The sequence below is a fragment of the Luteibacter sp. 3190 genome (assembly GCF_031456385.1).
GTDB lineage: Bacteria > Pseudomonadota > Gammaproteobacteria > Xanthomonadales > Rhodanobacteraceae > Luteibacter.
Genome location: NZ_JAVDUO010000001.1, coordinates 193766 through 211581, shown reverse-complemented (window position 1 = coordinate 211581; position 17816 = coordinate 193766). Strand labels below are relative to the sequence as shown.

Annotated in this window: 14 protein-coding genes; 2 read left to right on the top strand and 12 right to left on the bottom strand. The window is 70.5% G+C overall.

From position 1 onward, the window contains the following. Window positions 1-194 precede the first annotated feature (194 nt). On the top strand, window positions 195-1181 hold the full coding sequence (locus tag J2X58_RS00985) for a LysR family transcriptional regulator (protein WP_090178130.1): 987 nt from the start codon (window positions 195-197) through the stop codon (window positions 1179-1181). Continuing rightward, window positions 1168-2175 carry a type VI secretion system protein TssA gene (gene tssA / locus J2X58_RS00980; protein WP_310045957.1) on the top strand — a complete coding sequence of 336 codons (1008 nt, stop codon included), beginning with the start codon at window positions 1168-1170 and terminating at the stop codon, window positions 2173-2175. Before J2X58_RS00985 ends, tssA begins: the two co-directional genes overlap by 14 nt. Window positions 2176-2249: 74 nt before the next feature. Here tssA and J2X58_RS00975 read toward each other — a convergent pair whose 3' ends face one another. The 12 genes from J2X58_RS00975 to J2X58_RS00920 are packed head-to-tail and all read right to left on the bottom strand — an operon-like array spanning window position 2250 to window position 17807. Then, a complete protein-coding gene (locus tag J2X58_RS00975; RefSeq protein WP_310045955.1) occupies window positions 2250-2540 on the bottom strand; it encodes a hypothetical protein in 291 nt (96 codons plus the stop codon). Next, the gene (locus J2X58_RS00970; protein ID WP_310045954.1) at window positions 2540-5446 is read right to left on the bottom strand and encodes a bifunctional serine/threonine-protein kinase/formylglycine-generating enzyme family protein; all 2907 of its coding nucleotides are present in this window, start codon (window positions 5444-5446) and stop codon (window positions 2540-2542) included. The genes J2X58_RS00975 and J2X58_RS00970 overlap by 1 nt, the downstream gene beginning before the upstream one ends. Continuing rightward, window positions 5443-6168, bottom strand: a complete 726-nt coding sequence (locus J2X58_RS00965; protein WP_310045953.1) for a serine/threonine-protein phosphatase — start codon at window positions 6166-6168, stop codon at window positions 5443-5445. Before J2X58_RS00965 ends, J2X58_RS00970 begins: the two co-directional genes overlap by 4 nt. Then, window positions 6165-6722, bottom strand: a complete 558-nt coding sequence (tagF, locus tag J2X58_RS00960; RefSeq protein WP_310045951.1) for a type VI secretion system-associated protein TagF — start codon at window positions 6720-6722, stop codon at window positions 6165-6167. The genes J2X58_RS00965 and tagF overlap by 4 nt, the downstream gene beginning before the upstream one ends. After that, window positions 6719-10252 carry a type VI secretion system membrane subunit TssM gene (tssM, locus tag J2X58_RS00955; RefSeq protein ID WP_310045949.1) on the bottom strand — a complete coding sequence of 1178 codons (3534 nt, stop codon included), beginning with the start codon at window positions 10250-10252 and terminating at the stop codon, window positions 6719-6721. Before tssM ends, tagF begins: the two co-directional genes overlap by 4 nt. Next, window positions 10249-11538 carry a type IVB secretion system protein IcmH/DotU gene (icmH, locus tag J2X58_RS00950; RefSeq protein ID WP_090178476.1) on the bottom strand — a complete coding sequence of 430 codons (1290 nt, stop codon included), beginning with the start codon at window positions 11536-11538 and terminating at the stop codon, window positions 10249-10251. Before icmH ends, tssM begins: the two co-directional genes overlap by 4 nt. Next, on the bottom strand, window positions 11535-12881 hold the full coding sequence (gene tssK / locus J2X58_RS00945) for a type VI secretion system baseplate subunit TssK (RefSeq protein ID WP_310045947.1): 1347 nt from the start codon (window positions 12879-12881) through the stop codon (window positions 11535-11537). Before tssK ends, icmH begins: the two co-directional genes overlap by 4 nt. Further along, entirely contained in the window at window positions 12878-14161 is a 1284-nt protein-coding gene (gene tagH, locus J2X58_RS00940) for a type VI secretion system-associated FHA domain protein TagH (RefSeq protein ID WP_310045945.1), read from the bottom strand. Before tagH ends, tssK begins: the two co-directional genes overlap by 4 nt. After that, on the bottom strand, window positions 14158-14688 hold the full coding sequence (locus J2X58_RS00935; RefSeq protein ID WP_310045944.1) for a hypothetical protein: 531 nt from the start codon (window positions 14686-14688) through the stop codon (window positions 14158-14160). Before J2X58_RS00935 ends, tagH begins: the two co-directional genes overlap by 4 nt. Before the next feature lie 10 nt (window positions 14689-14698). Next, window positions 14699-16663: a type VI secretion system tip protein TssI/VgrG gene (tssI, locus tag J2X58_RS00930; protein ID WP_310045942.1), complete on the bottom strand. Its 1965-nt coding sequence runs from the start codon at window positions 16661-16663 to the stop codon at window positions 14699-14701. A 3-nt stretch (window positions 16664-16666) separates the two neighbouring features. Further along, on the bottom strand, window positions 16667-17317 hold the full coding sequence (locus J2X58_RS00925) for a hypothetical protein (protein WP_090054701.1): 651 nt from the start codon (window positions 17315-17317) through the stop codon (window positions 16667-16669). Window positions 17318-17354: 37 nt separating this feature from the next. Further along, on the bottom strand, window positions 17355-17807 hold the full coding sequence (locus J2X58_RS00920; RefSeq protein WP_090054702.1) for a hypothetical protein: 453 nt from the start codon (window positions 17805-17807) through the stop codon (window positions 17355-17357). Window positions 17808-17816: the final 9 nt, after the last annotated feature.

Sequence of the window (17816 nt, the reverse complement as noted above, 5' to 3'; positions counted from 1 at the left end):
TAATGGACGTCCATTCCGCATGGAAGGCGACAGCGAGACGCATCCCCGACGTCGCTGACGCCTGTCCGTAAAAACTGCGGACCACGTCACGAAACACCACGTTGCCAGCGCGTCGTTCGGGACGCACATGGATAGTGCGCCCTCGCCGAACGTCCTGCATTCGTCCCCACGGGTGCCTGGCACACCGCCAATCGATGAATCTGAAACCGAGCGACCTTCCCCTGCTGGTCTCCCTCGACATGCTGCTCGAAGAGCGGAACGTCACGCGTGCCGCCTCGAAACTGCATGTGAGCCAACCCGCGCTGTCCGCCCAGCTCGCGCGGCTGCGGCGTCTGTTCAAGGATCCCCTGCTCGTCCCGTCCGAGACGGGCCGCGGCATGGTGCCCACGCCCAAGGCCGAGGAGATGGCCACGGCCCTGCGCGACGCGTTGTCCCAGCTTGGCGCGCTGGGCGATCCCAGCGATACGTTCGATCCCTCCACCGACGGCGCCACGTTCCGCATCGGTGGCTCGTTCAGCGCGATCGGCACGTTCGCGAAACCCCTGATCGCGGCGTTGCACGCGTGGCGGAACAGCGACCTTCGCATCACGTTCCGCACCGGTTGCGAGATCGCGGACGTGCTCGCGCGCTTCGAGAACGGCGAGGTCGACATCCTCCTCGCGCCCAACGAGCAGATCCCGTCGTCGCTGAAGATGCGCCCGTTGATGGCCGACGAGTTCGTCATGCTCCAGCGCAAGGGCCATCCGCGCGGTACGGCGCCCGTCACTCTCGACGAATACTGCTCCCTCGGGCATCTCGTCATCTCGGACTCCGGACGGACGACCGGACTCATGGACGACCGCCTGAAAGAGATCGGCCGTTCGCGCGACGTGCTCGTCTCCGCGCCGGTAGGCGATTCGATCGGACCGATCCTCAATGCCACCGACCTCGTCTGCACGCTGCCGCAAAGCATGGTGGAAGCGGTGGGCCCGGGCGTCGAGGCCTATGCCATTCCCTTCGACATGCCCGACATGTCCCTGGCGATGGCCTGGCACAGCCGCCTGGACAAACAGCCCGCCCACCGCTGGCTGCGCGACGAGCTGATCCGCGTCAGCCGCACGCTGCATCCCACGCGCCACGTGGAGCCACAGAAGAGCCTCCTTCCGATGATCATCGACCGAGTACGCGATGGATACCATTGACACCCTGCTCATGCCCATCGAGGCCGACGCCCCGTGCGGACCGAACCTCGAATACGACGCGGCCTTTCTCGCGCTCGAGACGCTGGCAGCGCCACGCGGCGAACGCGCCATCGGCGACACGGTGAAGCAGGCCGAGGAACCCGAGTGGCGCGATGTCGCCCGGCAGGCGGAGCAGCTCGCGACACGCACGCACGATCTGCGCGTCGCGATCCATCTCGCCACGGCACGCCTGCGTACCGAGGGATGGGAGGCGTGGGCCGCGACCATCGCGCACGTGCGAGGTTTGCTCGAACGTTATTGGGACGACGTGCATCCCACGCTCGACGACGGCGACGCCATGGAGCGCGTCAGCGCCCTCGCCGCGCTCTCCGCGCCGGAGGCCATGCTCGGGCACCTGCGTCAGGCGCCCCTGCTCGCCGCCGATCGCGTCGGCGCCTTTTCGCTTCGCGACCTGCGCGTGTTGAGCGGCGCGCTCAAGCCGGGTGACGGGATCTCCGTCGTCACGCAGGAGCATGTCGACGCCGTGATGCAGCAGGTCGACACCGATGCGTTGGTCCGCCTCCACGCGGCTGTCGTCGGTGCGCTCGACGACGCGCGCGCCGTCGCCGCGACGTTCGACGAACGCACGCCCGGCACGGGCCCGGAACTCGATCCCCTGCTGCGCGACCTGCGCGAGGTGCAGGCATTCCTCCAGCCGTATCTCGCCGTGCGCGCACCGGCGTCCGTCGAGGGCGTCGCGCCGGTTTCCGAGGAGCCGGGTGCGGTGGCTGCCACGACGGCCGACGCGCGCGGACCGATCCGCGGCACCGCGGACGTGGTCCGGCTGCTCGACGAGATCTGCGCGTGGTACGCGACGCACGAACCGTCCAGTCCGATTCCCGCGCTGTTGCAACGCGCGAAAGGCCTCGTCGGACTCGGCTTCACCGACCTGCTCAAGGCACTCGCACCGGGTGGGTTGTCGGAGTTCCAGGTGCTGGCGGGTGACGGCGACTGAGGCCGCGCCTGCTTCGTGTCTCAGGCGCCAGCCCGAGGGCACGGCCCCAAAAGATGTCGCGCGCAGGCGCGCTCCTACAGATAGACGCGCAGCGACGCCGCGGCGGCCAGCAGGATCGCGCCAACCCACCACGCCCACGAGGTCCATCGGCGCTCGCGCGCGGGCACGACAGACCGCACCGGCAACACCGTCACCACCGCGCCGGCGGGCCGCCGCAACGTATGCGTCGCACCGCCCCGACGTCGTGCGAGCGAGCGCAGCAGCATCCGCCGGCGCAGCCGGTACTCCGGCGTGTCGATCCGGCGGGCGCTGTGCGCCGCGTTGAGCGCGGCGAGTTCCCCGTCGACGCTGGCTTCCCAGTCCATCAGCGAATCTCCCGGACGAGACGGAAACCAACGTCGCGCTGCGCCGTGCCGTCGCTGTCGCGCACGGTGTCGACGGAACAGGCATCGCCCCCGCTGCGATAGCTGCCGCCGCGCATGACGACGCCACGGCCCTTCGTGGTCCACTCCCACACGCTGCCGGTGAGATCCACGAGCCCCCATGGGTTGGCGCTACCGTGCGCGCTGAAATCGGGCGCCTTGACCAGGCGGCCGAGGCCGGACGAATCGGCGCCGCAGTTGCCGTCCTTGCTGTCCCAGTTGCCCTTCGCGTGGGCGGCAAGCAGCCATTCCTCGTCGGTCGGCAAGCGATACACGTGCCCGCTGACCTGCGTCAGCCAGGCGGCGTAGCGCTGCGCGAAGGCGACCGGAATCGACCGCGCCGGCTCCGTCGCCGCGACTCCGCGCGAGACCGCGCAGGTGCGCGTGGCGCGACAGAACTGGTCGAGGTTGGCGATCGTGATCTCCGTGCGCGTCATCGCGAAGGGCTTCGGCGAGCGCGGTATCACGACCATCGCTGGCCCGTACGCGCCGACCGCGAACGTGTCGAAGCATTCGCGCGCCGAACCCGCCAGGCCGCGGCGGCCACAGGGATCCGGTGGCGTCGTCGCGACCGGATGCATCTTGCCGATCACGGCGGACAGCGATCCCTCGGGCAGCAGCTTCGACGTGACCATCGCGGCTTCGAGGTCCTTGAGGCCCTGCGGGTCCGTGGTCTGCACGGCCGCCAGGCGCTTGCGCAGATCGTCCTGCGCGGCGGGAGCGACACCGGGCGCTTTCGCCGCGGTCATCACGGCGACCGCGAGGTCGTAGCGCGTCTGCGCGCGACGCAGGTCGTCCCGTTCGCCGATCACCGACAGCGCGTTGTCGATCCGCTCCGCGGCGTCTTTCCAGTGACCCGCGCGGCATGCCTCGCGGGCCGCGTCGAGATACGCGCCCGTGAGCAGGTTGGCGGCCTCGTCGTCGGTCTCGACGGCACCCCCGTCGATACGGCGAAGATCCTGGAAGCTTTCGACGGCCTTGGGCAGGTCGCCCGCCGCCGCCGCGTGGCGCAGCGATTCGAGGCGTGCCTCGTGCTCGGCATGCTGCAGGTCCGGTGCCGCGGCCGTCGACGCCGCGGCGGGCGCGGCAGCCAGAGGGCCAGCCACCGACGCGGCTTTCGCGGGTGCCGTCGCATCGGCGAGCGCGATGGCTCGCGCCGCGAGCCGCGTGGATGACGGATACACCCGGCGCGCGATCGCCAGGCGTTGTCCGGCGGTCTGCATGTCTCCGGCCGCCAAGCTCTCGCCCACGGCCATGTCGAGCTTGAGCTCGAGTTCGGGGTTCGTCAGCAGGCGGCTCGCCGGGTCGATCCGGCGGATGCGCGCCAGGATCGCGGGCACGTCGTCGCTGGCGTCGCCGAACAGGCGGCCGCCGAGGATCGCCTGGCTCAACGCCGTGTCGAGCCGGTTCAGCGCGTCGTCGCGTTCGTGCGTCACCTCCTCGCGCCGTCGATCCAGCTTCGGCGCGAAGCTCTTCAGGTCCGCGCGTAGCGCGAAGGTGCGCGTCGCGCCCGGGTAATCGAACTGGCCTCCCGCCGGATTCCAGTGCGTCGCCACGAGACGGACGAGGAAGCCGTCGATCGCGTCGGCGCCGTCGACCACGACGCGCCGGCGCTCGTCGCCGTCGAGCGCCGCGAGCGCCGTGCGCAGGTCGTCCTCGTTGCGATAGCCATCGGGCTGGCCCGGCGCGAGGCGACGCAGCGTGTCGGCCACATGATGTCGTTCGGCCTGCGCGGACGCGAACCACGCGCCACCACCGGCGAGCGCGACGGCGACCGCGGCGGCGACGAGCCACGGCGTCGCGCGTTCGCGCCAGCGGCGCGGACGCAGCGCGGCGAGCAGCACGCCGATGTCGCTGCCCCGCCGGGCTCCGTCGAAGGCGACGGCATCGCACAGCGCCTTGTACTGACGCTTGTCGAGTCCGGGCACGGCCGGTGGCCGGCGGCCGTGCGCGAGCGCTTCCTCCGCGCTCTCCTTGTCGAACGGGTGGCGGCCCGTGAGCAGTTCGAACACGACGCAGCCGAACGCGTAGATGTCGTCGGCGGGCGACGGTGGCTTGCCCTGCAGCATCTCCAGGCTCGCATAGGCCGGCGTCATCGCACCGAGCGTGCCGGCGTCGAACACCGTGCGATCGTCGCCGCCGTCCGCGCCGATCTTGCCGGCGCGCGCGATGCCGAAATCGAAGACCTTGGCGACGCCCGCCGACGTCACCATGACGTTGCCCGGCTTGAAGTCCGAGTGCACGATGCCGGCGCCGTGCGCGCGACCCAGCGCTTCACCCATGCCCGCGATGAGCGGCCACGCCTCGGCGAACGGCATGCCGTCGCGCGCCTTGCCACGGATCAGCGCGCGAAGGTCGCTGCCTTCGACGTACTCCATCGTCATGAAGACGTTGGTGCCGTCCTTGTCGAAATCGTAGACGCGCACGATGTGGTCGTTGGCGACCTGCTGCGCGCGCCGTGCTTCGCGCTGCAGCGCGACCAGCGCGTCCGGGTGCTTGCGGAAGTCGTCGTTGAGCACCTTGACCGCCACGTACGGGTCGCGGTCGCGCGCCTCCACCTTGCGCTCGTCGCGCGCCAGGTACACCACGCCCATGCCGCCACGCCCGAGCTCGCGCTCCATGAAGAAGCGCCCCTTGAGCAGGCTGCCCACGCCGATGCGTTCGCCCTGCGCCATGTCGGCGATGCGCCGCCATCCGCTTTCGCCCGTGCCTCGCGAGGCCGTGCCGGTCGCCGTGCCTTCCGCCGTCGCGCCGTGCAGCGGCTTGACGACCGTGGCATCGTCCTGGGCGCCCGCGGCGGAGCCGCGCAGCGGATCGACGCGGGTCGCGTCGTCGTCGTGTTCGTTCATCGTGTTTCCTCGAAATCGTCGAGCCGTACCACCACGGCGGACACGTTGTCGCGGCCCGCGCGTGCCAGCGCGCCGTCCATCAGTTCGCCCACCACCGCGTCCGGCCTCGCATGGCGCCGGCAACAGGCTTCGATGTCCGCGTCGCCGAGTTCCTTGTTGATCCCGTCCGAGCACAGCACGAAGGACATCCCGCGACGCCTCGGCACGATCTTCCAGTCCACGTAGAGGCGGTCTTCCGCGCCGACCGCGCGGGTGAGCACACCCGCCGCCGCGTGCGCCGGGTGCGCGCCGAAGCGCGTCTCGTCGCCGCGATCGCCATGTACGTGATCGCGGGTGAGCAGGCGCAGGCGGTCGTTCTCGAAGCAGTACGCGCGGCTGTCGCCGACCCATCCGCAGAGCATCGCGTCGCGCGTGTGCACGAGGATCACCACGGTCGACGCGATCGCGTCGACGTGCCGCTCGGCGGCCATCCTTCGCAACGCGTGATTGACGCGAAGCAGCTCGTCCTCGATCGCGTCGATGCGGTCCGCGACGTCGTCCACCATCGGCAGCGCGCGCAGCCGATCGACGACGAGACGGCTGGCCACGTCGCCGGCCGCGTGGCCGCCCAGGCCGTCGGCCACCGCCCAGAGCCCCAGTTCGGGCGCATCGAGGATGGCGTCTTCGTTATGCCGGCGAACGTGACCGGTTTCGGTCCGGCCCGCCGATCGGAACAGGGTCATGCGATGCTTTCCTCGTTGAAATCGGGCAGCCCGTGCGTGAACACGCCGGCGCCCGGATCGTCGCCCCGCCACCCGAGAGCCCGCGCGGCATCGGGTCGTGGCGTGTCCCACGCTCCCGACGTCGGGGAGGGCTCCGGCAGCGACGACACGGCGACATCGAACGCCTCGGGCCCGACGTCACCGACGGCGTCGCGCAGCGCGTCCTCGGCCATGCGGAACCACATGCCACCGGGCAGCGGTGGCCAACCATCGGCGGCGGACGGTAGGGACGCGGCGATCACCAGCGGATAGACGCGACCGGCGCGATCGCGCGACGGTGCGACGACGCCGACCCACGCGCGCGGACCACAGACATGGGATGCGAGCGCGAAACGCGTGGCGGGTATCGCGAGAAAGCGCTGGCGCCAGTCGTCGCCATCGCGATCCGCCATCGCCGCGAGGCGCATCTGCCAATGCCGGTCCCATGGCTCGACGAAGTCGCCCGGCACGCGGCGCTGGACGAAGTCGCCGACGCCGGGCAACTTGCCATGGAAGCCCGCCATCGGCCGCGTCATGCCGGGCACCGGAAACGGTGCACGCTGCCATCGCCGAAGGGATTGCGCAGGCTCGCCGCTTCGATGTCGACATTGGCACGCGCCGAGCCGAAACCGAATGTCGCACCGAAGCGTGTTTCCGTGCGTCGTTGCAGCGACGCCGCGTCGAGCGCATGGAACAGGCCCCACTCGCCCGGATAGCTCAGCGTCGGAAGCGGCTCGCCGGACGTATCCCACGCGCTGACGCGCGTCGCGCCCGGCTTCGGTCCCGGCCACTGCATCGCCACGGGCTGCGCGGCCTCGCCGGCCTTGTATTCGAACGTCTGGCCGTCGATGTCGATGGTCAGGCGCCCGATGCCTTCGGGCGGCGTGGTGATCGACACGGTGAAGCCGACCTGCGGCTGCGGGCCGTCGCGGAAATACGTCTGGCGGATCGCGTCGGCGACCTGCGCCTGCGCCAGCACGCCCGCCGCGTCGTTGGCGGACGTCGCGTCCCGGAAGCGCCAGGCCGTTCCGCTCGTATCGACGACGCGTGACAACGACTGGCGGAAGAACGCGTCGAAGCGCCCGCCGTTGCCGAACAGCGCCGCGAAATCCTGCACCGGGATGTCGTTACGGCTGCCCGCGACGAAGGGATAGCGGCCCTGTACGAATCGGTCGCAGTCGGCGCCCGCCGCCTGGCGGAAGCCGTCGGCGAGCGCGCCGCTCGCGCCCTTTCCCACCAGCGTCTCGCTGTTGCCGGCGAGTCCGCCCAGCCACGACGACAGGGGTGGCGGCAGTTGCGCGGCCTCCTGTCGAGCGGTCGCCAGCGCGGGGTCCGTCTGGCCGATGCTGTCCGCCCCGGGACGCACCGTGAGCAGCGTCTTGCTGAGCTGCTCGAGCGTCGCCATCGTCCGGTCCAGCGGCGTCGCTCCCGCGCCGCCGTCCGTGAGGCGGTTGATCGCCGCGAAATGCTCGACGATGGGCGCATCCGCCGGCGCCGCCGAACGAATGTTCGCGGGGCGCGCGCCTTCGGCGATCACGCGAGCGATCTCGTTCCTGCTGCCGACGCGCTGCGTCGCGCGCGCCTTCGCCGCATCGGCGATCCGGTCCGCGGGATCGGTCGAAGGTGCTGGCGCGCGCAACAGATCGGTCGTGTTGTCGCGCACCAGGAGGAGCAGCGCCTTGAGCGGCGAGCCTGGGCCGGCGAGGCGCGAGGCGACTCCGCTGGCTTCCTGCACGGTCGCCACCGGCTGGATCTCGAGACCGCCGATCAGACCATCCCACGCCCGGATGTAATCGTCGACGTAAAGGCCGCGCACCTGCGTCGCGAGCGACGCACGGCGCAACGGATCGGCGGCGGTGGCGCCGAAGACCCAGTCGTCCTTCACGAAGCGGTCGACCGCTTGCGCGACGCGTCCGGGCGGCGTTTCGCTGACCATGCTGGCGAACACCGGGCGCGTGTAGAGCGCGGGCAGCGGTTTCGCCAGGGAGGTACCGTCGCGACGGCGGAACACCTCGCCCAGCAATCCGAGCGTGCGGTCGAGACGCACGGGCGCGTCGCCGCTGGCCGCCTCGTCGATCTTCAGTCCGCCATAGATCAGCGTCGCCAGATCGGCCGCCCGCAGGGTCGCGCGCGCCGACTCCACGAGCCCGCCGTCGACCGGCAGCGCGCGCAGCGTGTCCTGACCCTCGAAGAGGACGCGGAAGTGGTCTTCGAGCGCCTGCACCAGGGTGTCTTCGTCCGGGAACACCTCGCGCCAGCGTTCGCCGGCGAACAGCACCAGTTGCGCATCGTCCCGGTGCGCGGGCTCGCCGAGCATGAGGTATCCCTTGAGGATGGTGTACAGGCGCTGCGGATCGTCCGCCGCGTCCCTCAGCCCGTCGCGGAACTGCAGCGCCAGGCCCGGCAACACGCTCGCCTGGAATTCGCGCGCGCGTGCCGCGCGCGTTTCGGCGAACACCGCGTCGCCCTGGTACAGGCCGAAGCGCATCGACCACGGGGTATCGCCGCGCACCTCGTTCGCCACCTGTTCCGCGCGTGCGAGCACGTCGAGACGTTGCAGCGCCTGCGCGTAGTACGGTCGCAACGAAGCCGTCGCCGCGGGTGCCGCGTCGGGGTAATCGCGCAACGCCTCCGCGACGCGTGCGACGTAGTCGGCGTTGCGACCGTAGCTGACCGCCATGCCGACCAGCAGCGCGGCCGTCGCCGTGCCGATGCCCGCGATCGCGGCCGCCTCGGCGATGCGGCGACGACGCAGCGCCTGCGGATCCGATCCCACGAAGCCCGCTTCCGGCAGGATCGTCTCCTTCATCAGCCGGGAAACGAAGTACGCGCGTCGCTGCGCCCGCGTGGACGGGGTCGCGGCGGCATGCATGCCGAACGAGCGCCCGACCACCGAGAGCACGCGGTCGATCGGCGTGCCCTCCTGCGTGCCCGAGGTCATGTAGACGCCCCGCAGCAGCGGCGAGCGACCGTAGGCGTGGCGGCCGAACACGGTCGCTACCAGTGGCAGCGCGAGCTCGCGGAGTCCACGCACCTGCTGCGGAAAGGCGAGCACCTGCGCGCGGCGGCGCACGTCGCGTTCGGCATGCATGCGTCCGAGCACGCGCTCGTCGAGACGCGCCAGCAACGCGTCGAACTCATCGCCGAGGCGCGCGGGCGCGCTGCCGTCGAGGCTCTGCTCCGCCGTGAACGTCGCACCCCAGACCTGCTCCCGTGCGGCGGCGTCGAGCCCGTCGAAGAACGCGAGGAACCCATCGACGAGGTCGCACTTGGTGAACACGAGGTACACCGGCACCGCGATGCCCAGGCGGGTGCCGATGTCGTCGAGGCGCTCGCGCAGCACCGTCGCATGCCGCTGCCGCCCGGCCTCGTCCATCGTCAGCAGTTCCGACGCGCTCACGGTGAGCACGATGCCGTTGACGGGCCGACGACGGCGGTGGCGACGCAGCAGCTGCAGGAATCCATCCCATGCCGAGGCGTCCGCCCGCGGGTCGGAATCCTGCGTCGTGTAGCGACCCGCGGTGTCGAGGAACACGGCGGTGTCCGTGAACCACCAGTCGCAGTGACGCGTGCCACCGATGCCGGCGACCGAGCGCTTACCGGTGCCGCCCTGTACCGGAAAGTCGAGACCCGAATGCTCGAGCAGGGTGCTCTTGCCCGAACCGGGAGCGCCGATGAGCAGGTACCACGGCAGGTCTTCGAGATGGCCGCCGCCAGCGCGACGCTTGCGCAGGAGGGCGAGCGCTTCCGCGAAACGCGCTCGGAGCACCTCGTGCTCGGCGCGCGCGCGGAGGTCCGAGTCGGCGCGCGCGGCGTCGGACCCGGCGAGTTCGGCACCCATCCGTTCGTCGCGGCGGGCGGCGAGGCGTCGACGGAACAGCAGCGCGCCGATCCAGACGACAGCGACGACGAGGATCGCCACGACGCGCGCGGGGACGCTCGCCAGCGGCTGCGTGTCGCCGATGCCCAGGTACGGGCCACCGAAACCGATCAACAGCGCGCAGCAGAGGATGCCGATCGCGGCATGGAACCACGGATGGCGAAGCAGCTCAGTCGCGGACTTCATCCGGCCTCCGGAACGAAAAGAATGTCGACGCGGCGGTTACGCGCGCGATTGGCGGGCACGTCGGCCGGCGTGGCCACCGGCTGGGACGCCCCGGCGCCGCTGGTTTCGATGCGCCGCGGATCGGTGAGGTCGCGGGCGAGCACCGCGCCGACGTTGCGGGCACGCGCGGCCGAAAGTTCCATGTTGTCCTTGAAGCGCAGCGACCGGATTGGCTGGTCGTCGGTGTGTCCGACGACCACGACGCGCCCGCGCACCTGGTTCAGCGCCCGCGCGATGCGCGAGAGCAACGCGGCACGGTCGGCGGCGACATCGGCGCCGCCCGACGGGAACATCTCCGTGCCGGCCAGGCGCAGGACGGCCTGGCCATCGGGTTTCTCGTCGATGCCGAGCGCCCCGCTCCGCTCGTCCTCGGCGAGCAGCGCGCGCAGGCTCGCCGGTTGCCTCTTCGCCGGTGCCGCGTTCGCGGGAAGCGGCACGCCCTGCAGGCCGATCGCCGCGAGACGCGCGCCCACCGGTTCGGCCACACCGTTGAGGCGGCCGTGCAGGACGATCCACACGACGACGAGCAGGCATGCGGCACCGAGTGCCGCCATCCACACCGGCAGGCCGCGACGGACGCGCAGCGGGCGATCCAGGCCACGCCACCGCGGCGACAGCTCGGTCGCCACGCCGGACCGGTACGCCGTGATGCGCCGATAGACGTCCTCGCGACGGTCCGCCAGCCGTGCCACACCGCCGGGCTCGACGAGGTAGCGCCCGCCGAAGCCGAGCGCGAGGCAGAGGTACATCAGTTCCACGAGGTCGGCGTGACGCACCATGTCCTGCGTCAGGCGGTCCAGCAGGACGAAGAACTTCTCGCCGCCGTAGGCCTCGCCATGGAACGTGACCAGGAGCGTCTGCCGCTGCCAGCCGGTGCGCTCGCCCCAGGGCGACTCGAGCACCGCCTCGTCGAGCATCGTGCACAGCACGTAGCGCGCCGTCACGCTCGTCTGGCCATCCACGCCCGCGCGCGCCAGCGTGTCATCGAACCGACGGATGCCGGCGATCGCGCGCTCGCGCAGCACCGTCGGATCGGGCGCGTCGCCGCTGTGGCGAAGCTGCGCGGCGAGCAGCAGGAGCGGATTCGCGGCGCGCAGGATCGGACTGCCCGCGGCCGACGGAAGCATCTGCGTCACGGCGTCGATCGACGCTGGCGCGGGACGCGCGGCCACGGGTTCCGGCGCCGACGCGCTCGGCCGCACGATCGTGGCGTCGTCGTTCACGCCCGGACGGTCGTCGCGTCTCATGACGACGCCCTCACCGCCCACAGTTCGAGGTCCAGGCCGTCGAAGCCGTTACCGAAATGCAGCGCGACGCCACCGGAGGTGCGCAGCGTTTTCCACATGGGCGAGGCCTTGTCCAGTTCGAAGTACTGGTAGCCGCTCCGGTATGGAATCTGGCGCGGCGCGCTGGGCAACGACGCCACCGCGATACCCGGCAGCTGAAGGTTGACCAGGTCGCGGATCTTCTCCACCGGTCCGATCTTCGACTGCGTGGGCAGGCGGCGGCGCATGTCGGCGGCCGCGATGTCCGCCTTGGCCGCGAGCACGAAACTGGCGCCGTCGAGCAGGCTCGCATCCGCCAGCGTTCCCACCCATACGCCGAACTTGCGCTGTTGCAGCGGCACGGGAATGGCCGTCTGCTCCAGCACCGCGCTCAGGCTCGTGCGCAGGGCGGCGATCACGGGCTCGAACGATTCGCGCAGGCGGTCGTGACGGTACGGCGGAAACGCCTCGCTGCGCTTGCCGGGCGCGGTGAACGTCGCCAGTTCACCCGCCATGCCGAGCAGGAGGCGATAGAGGTCCTCCGGATGCAGCAGCGGCGCCTCGGCGAGATGCGCCAGCTGCGGCTGGCTACGATTGACGATCTGCAGCATGAGGAAGTCGGCGAGCTCGGCCGTGCTCGTGCGATCCGTGCCGGCCACGCGCGCGGCGAGCGCCTCGCCGCGCTGGTGCAGGAGTCCCAGCAATTCCGTGATGAAGAGGGACAGCGGGTTCGCCGCGCGGCACGACAACGCCGTCGGGATGAATCCATCGTCGAGCACGACGCGACGATCCGCGCGGCATTCCACGAGGTGCGCCATGGGCAGCTCGACCAGACCCTCCCGCGCCTGCGAGCCGACCAGCAGGCGTGCGTCCAGCCCGCCGACCTCGAGTACGACGGTACCCGTGGTGCTCCCGGACGCGTCGCCGACCTCCGCCTCGCGCACGCGGAAGCGCGACAGCTGGCCGGACGGCGACGCGTCGGGCCAGCGGCTCTCGGGCTGCGTCGCTTCTCTCAACGGCAGCGTCAGGTACACCGGCTGGTCGCGCCAGTTCGCGTCGATATCGAGCGGCGGCGGCAGCGGGTCGCGATCCGGCATGGAGAAGGGCGTGCCGTCGGGAAACACGCCGCGCGCGCGGCGAATGCCCAGCTTGCCGATCGCGAGGAGGTCGCGCTCGATCTCCAGCTCGTCGAACCCCCAGGGATGCGGGCGCAGCGTCGCGGCGCGAAGCTCGATGTAGCGCTCCGTGTAGCGGTCCTGCTGCTGCATGTGCTGCGGGCGAAGGAACAGGCCCTCGCTCCACACCACCTTGTTGAATGCGGTCATCGCGTGGCTCCGTCGCGCTTGAAGCGCGCCAGCTGGTCTTCGTAGGCACGGGCGAACTCGTCGCCGAAGAGGCGACGGAACCGCTCCTCGGGGTCGGCGGCGAGTCCCTCGTGGAATGCCCGGTATCGCTCCCAGGGGCCTTTCGCCGCGCCGAACGCGAAGCGGGAGCGACGCGCGCCACCCTCTTCGAAGCGGGCCGGGTCGATCTGGGCGATCAGGTCGTCGAACGCCGCGCGCACTCCCGCGAGCAGCGCGACCTGGTGCAACCGGATATCGTCCATCGCATCGGCGACGGCGGCGTCGCCGGAAAGAAACGCGTCGTTCGGTGCCGCCAGCAGTCGATCCAGCGCTTCCGTCGCGGTGGGCGCGAACTTCAGTGGGTTGTTCTCCGAACGGCGGATCAGCGTCGCCGGCATGCGGAAACCGTTCTTCAGTTCGGCACGCGCGCGCAGGACGTCCATCACACCGTCGAGCATGCGCAGGAAAAGCGGTTCGAGACCGGCGCGTGCCGGCGCCGGAGCCTCGCGCTCCGGCGAGGGCGCCGGTGCGGCTGGCGGCACCGATGCGACGGAAGCCGGCTCGTTCGCCGTCGGCGCGGGCACGGCGGACGTGTCCGGCATCACGAACACGCTGCGCGTGCTGTCCCAGTGCTCGGGCAATACCGCCCCGGCCGAGGGCGTGGCGGCGGTGTCGACGCGCGGCGGTGCAAGATGATCTTCCATCGGCGACGCGTGGGCCCACGACGGTGCGTCGCCGAACGTCGCGCGTGGCTCGCCGCTCACCGGCAGCATCGTCTGGAACCACGCCAGCGGATCGACCGATCCGCCTGGCCCGGCCTCCCCGATCAGCGCATCCACCGGCGAGCGCAGGGGCGACGCGACCGGCGGCGCCGGTCGCAACGTCCGCGCGGTGTCGACCGATGCCCGCCGTGCCGTCGTGTGCGCGACGTCGACGGGGGATTCGACCGTCGCCAGCACTTCGAACGTATCGATCTGGATCACGTCGCCGTCGCGCAACACCGCGGGTTCGCCGCGCAGCGCCTCGCCGTTGAGGAGCATGCCGTTGGTGCTGCGGTCCTCGAGGAAATACATGCCGTTGAGGAAGCGCACGATCGCGTGCTGACGCGACACGCCCTGGGCGTGCAACACCCAGTCGCACTGGTCGGCGCGGCCGATGGTCAGCGCCTCGCCTTCCACGCGGACCGACGTGCGCTCCGCGATGTCGTCGACATGCGTGCCGAGCACGGAAAGGACCAGGCTCGGTCCGTTGAAACGATTCATGGTGAGTCCTCCGGGGCGAGCAGGGGCATGCCGGCGGCGACGAGGGCACGACAGCGCCCGGCGAAGTCGTCGTCCGCCATGGCGAGGGTCAGGAGCGCGCCGGCGGCGACGACGGCCATGAGATGCGCGGCCACGGGCGCCACTTCGTTGCCGTCGGCGTCGAGCAGAAAGCCTTCGGACCAACCCGCGCTCGCGGCGATCAGGGCGCCCGCGCCCACGTAGTGGCGTTCGGCCGCGTGCGCCAGCGCGGCGCGGCGGTTCGCTTCGGCGCGATCGCGCATCCATGCCTCGGCCAGGCGAAGCCCGTCGCGCTCGGTCTCGTCGAGCTCGCTCCCGGCGGCGCACTGGCACAGCCATGGCACGACATAGCCGCGCGGAAGGAGACGTACGAGCAGTCGAAGCGCCTGGGCGGGAAGATCGGCGTCGGTGAGCGCGCGCACCGCCGCGCGCGCGGTCAGGCCGTCGCGCACGAGTCGCAACGCGTCCGCCTCGAGCGCCATCTCGCGCGCCGCGGTAAGGATGTTCATCGTCGCTCCGTCACAGGATCAGGGGTGGCATGCCCTTGAGCACGGCCGGACCCAGCGTGGAAGAAAGCATCAGCGCCGCACCGCTGGTCACCGTGATCGCGGCGGTCGCGTTGACGGCGACCGTCGCACCGGCGGTGATCGATACCGCGGCGCCGGACGTGATCGAGGTGGCCCCGCCCGACGACAGGTTGATCGCCCCCGCGCCGGTCACGCGCAACGTCGTACCGAAAATCTGCACCTCGCCCGTGCGCTTCATGATGATGCGGGCGAGACCCGTGACGAGCTCGATCTCCTCCCCCGCCTCGATGCGCAGCCGACGGCCGACGTGCAACGTGTCGTCGCGCGCCACGTCGTGGCTGCGGTCGCGGCCGATCGACTCCGTCTCGTCGCGGTCGATGGTGCTGAAGTGGTCGTTCTCCGCCTCGTGGCGAAGATCCCGCTGCGCATGCAGCAGCAGCTCCTCGGCGCCCTTGCGGTCCTCGAAGCGCACTTCGTTCGCCTCGCCTTGCGCACCGCGCAGGCTGCGGCTGACGAAGCCGCTGCGCGTCTTCTCGCCGGGCAGCGCGTACGGCGGCAGGTGGTCCTGGTTGTAGACGGAGCCGATGACGAGCGGCCGGTCGGGGTCGCCTTCGAGGAAGCCGACGATCACTTCCTGACCGACGCGCGGAATGAATTGCGCGCCCCAGCGCTTGCCCGCCCATGACGTACCGACACGCACGGGGCACGACTGGTCGGCCTTCGGTTTGCCCGGCGGATTCCAGAAGAACGTCACCTGCACGCGCCCGAGGCTGTCGACCTCGATGTCCTCGTCGACTTCGCCGTGGACGACGGCCGTCTGCACACCGGCGATGCGCGGCCACCGCGTGGTCTGCGCGGTGCGGAACGGCTGGCGCGCACGGATGGCACGGAAGCGGCAGGCGAACGGCGCTTCGTCGGCGTCCGGCTCGATGCCACCGGCCTGGTAGTCCACTTCGACGAGCCGCGTCGTCGCCCCGATCACCAGGTATTCGCGGTTCGCCTCCTGCAGCGGGAAGTCGCGCAGGGTGAACAGCGCGCCCGTCGCGAGGCCCACGGCGTCCGTGACGGCCTCGCTCGTGGCGGCGGGTACGTTCAGCGCGTCGACGCGCACCTGCGCGAAGCGCTGGCCGGTCGATACCTGCTGCGCATGACCGACCGATCCATACGGGTAATCGTAGATCTCCAGACCGGACACCGGGTGCACGTCGGCGGCGTCGGTCACCTGCTCGTTCGCGAGCAGGCTCGCCTTGGGTCGCTGGTAATCGTAGTCGTCGAGGCGCACCCGTGTCGGGTTGACGGACAGCGCGCTCGTCCATTCGGTGATCGACGCCTTGACGCGATGGCCGCGCTCGGTCGGCGGCGCATAGGGAATGGATTCGAAGCCGGGAACGGGCGCGTGAGCACCCAGCGCGTCGGCGAGCACCATCGTGTGGCTCCCCTGCGCGTGGGTGAAGTAGTAATAGATGCCCTCCTGCTCCATCAGCCGGCTGATGAAGTCGAAATAGCTTTCGCGGTACTGCACGCAGTACTCGCGGGCCGTGTAGTTGCCGGTCAGGCTGAGCCGCACGTCGCTGTACCCGAACTCGGCCAGGACCTCCCGAACGATCTGCGGCACGGACTTGCCCTTGTAGATCCGGCAGTCCGAGGTCTGCCGGAGCAGCCACGGCTTCGGTCGCACGGTGAACGCGTATACGGCGTACCTGACGTTATCGATGGCGACGAAACCACCCTGCTCCGCCTCCACCGCGATGCCGTGGAAGTGCCGCGTGTATCCCTGCGGAGTCTTCAGGGTCACCGTCATGGACGTGCCGAGCAGCGCGCGCAGGTCGACCTGCGCGTTCTTGCTGATCGCCTCGATGCGGAAGGCGAACAGCCGACCGAGCTCCTCCGTCGCCGTCATGCTGGCGAAGCGCAGGGTGTCGCCCAGCGACGATGCGAGGGTGATGGCGTGTGCCATGGATCAGCCCGCTCCGCTCGCCGGCGCGAACCAGCCCGGGCCCAGGCCCTTGCCCAACGTCGCCTTCCAGCCGGACTCGCTCTTGGCGTAATCGTAGTTCTGCAGCTGCAGGTCCAGGCGCAGCTCGATCAGCCATTTCGCGGTGTCCTTCGTCAGGGCTCCGCGAATGAACTTCTCGATCTCGAGGCAAAGCGTCCGCCGCCCTTCCGCCGACCGCGGCGCCAGCGACTGCGAGCTTCCCGCGACGAACCGCTCCATCGCCGCATGATCCACCCCGGCGTTCACCAGCTGGCGCCAGGCCGCCATGGGATTGTCGCGGTCCCCGCCCATCGCCCAGTCCACCACCGCGCTCCGGAATGCGGCCGCGGCTTCGCCGAAGGCGCCCGAGTTCTCGTCGTTCGCCGCGACAACCGCATCGTCCTGCACCCAATGGATCTCCGCGATACGCGGATTCGATCGGATCACCAACAGCGACGGATACGACCGCGTGAATTTCGAATCCATGAACGTCCTGGCGGGAGCGACCGGCCCGCCGCTGCCGTTGAGCGCGCGCAGGTGCGCACCGCCCTCCCCGCCCATCTTGGCGAGGACATCGGCGAACGCCGATGCGATGCAGCCGTCGAAATCGTTGAATACGTGGTTGCCCTTGGCCATCTCGTTTCCTGGTAAGTCGCTGGGACGCTACGGTTGCTTACGGCCAGCCCTGGCCCGCCTGCCACTGGTCGAAGCCGGGGTCGGACGCGGTGTCGAGACCTTCGATGAAAATCCAGCGGCGATCGATGGAGCCCTTGTAAGCCCACGCGCCATTCGTCGACGGACCCTGCGGCGGGCCGTACTGCGCGGAGTCGCCCTTCAGCGTGCCGGCGATGAACCGACCGGATTCGGTCAGCTCCGGCCAGTTGATCAGAACGGTGACGGTGTCGGCCGTACCGTTCTCGATGCCGCGACGGCCGCGCACGCCTGCCGTGGTGCCGTCCCACAGGAAGACATGCTGGTGGTGCTGCATCGCGATCATCGGCAGCGGATAGCCCGGCGGCATGCCGCGCTGCTCCTGCGTCTGCAGACCGTGCAGGGCCAGCTGGTTCCGCAGGTGCGCAACCCCGACGTTGTTCTTGTCGATGACGACGTGATAGTAGATGGCCACTTGGGTTCC

Coding starts and splice junctions, on each gene's coding strand:
- tagF (WP_310045951.1), bottom strand. CDS start 6,722: ATGACGCGGCCGATGGCGGGCTTCCATGGCAAGTTGCCCGGCGTCGGC.
- tssK (WP_310045947.1), bottom strand. CDS start 12,881: ATGACCGCATTCAACAAGGTGGTGTGGAGCGAGGGCCTGTTCCTTCGC.
- tssA (WP_310045957.1), top strand. CDS start 1,168: ATGGATACCATTGACACCCTGCTCATGCCCATCGAGGCCGACGCCCCG.
- J2X58_RS00970 (WP_310045954.1), bottom strand. CDS start 5,446: ATGAACGAACACGACGACGACGCGACCCGCGTCGATCCGCTGCGCGGC.
- J2X58_RS00985 (WP_090178130.1), top strand. CDS start 195: ATGAATCTGAAACCGAGCGACCTTCCCCTGCTGGTCTCCCTCGACATG.
- tssM (WP_310045949.1), bottom strand. CDS start 10,252: ATGAAGTCCGCGACTGAGCTGCTTCGCCATCCGTGGTTCCATGCCGCG.
- tagH (WP_310045945.1), bottom strand. CDS start 14,161: ATGAATCGTTTCAACGGACCGAGCCTGGTCCTTTCCGTGCTCGGCACG.
- icmH (WP_090178476.1), bottom strand. CDS start 11,538: ATGAGACGCGACGACCGTCCGGGCGTGAACGACGACGCCACGATCGTG.
- J2X58_RS00975 (WP_310045955.1), bottom strand. CDS start 2,540: ATGGACTGGGAAGCCAGCGTCGACGGGGAACTCGCCGCGCTCAACGCG.
- tssI (WP_310045942.1), bottom strand. CDS start 16,663: ATGGCACACGCCATCACCCTCGCATCGTCGCTGGGCGACACCCTGCGC.
- J2X58_RS00935 (WP_310045944.1), bottom strand. CDS start 14,688: ATGAACATCCTTACCGCGGCGCGCGAGATGGCGCTCGAGGCGGACGCG.
- J2X58_RS00965 (WP_310045953.1), bottom strand. CDS start 6,168: ATGACCCTGTTCCGATCGGCGGGCCGGACCGAAACCGGTCACGTTCGC.
- J2X58_RS00925 (WP_090054701.1), bottom strand. CDS start 17,317: ATGGCCAAGGGCAACCACGTATTCAACGATTTCGACGGCTGCATCGCA.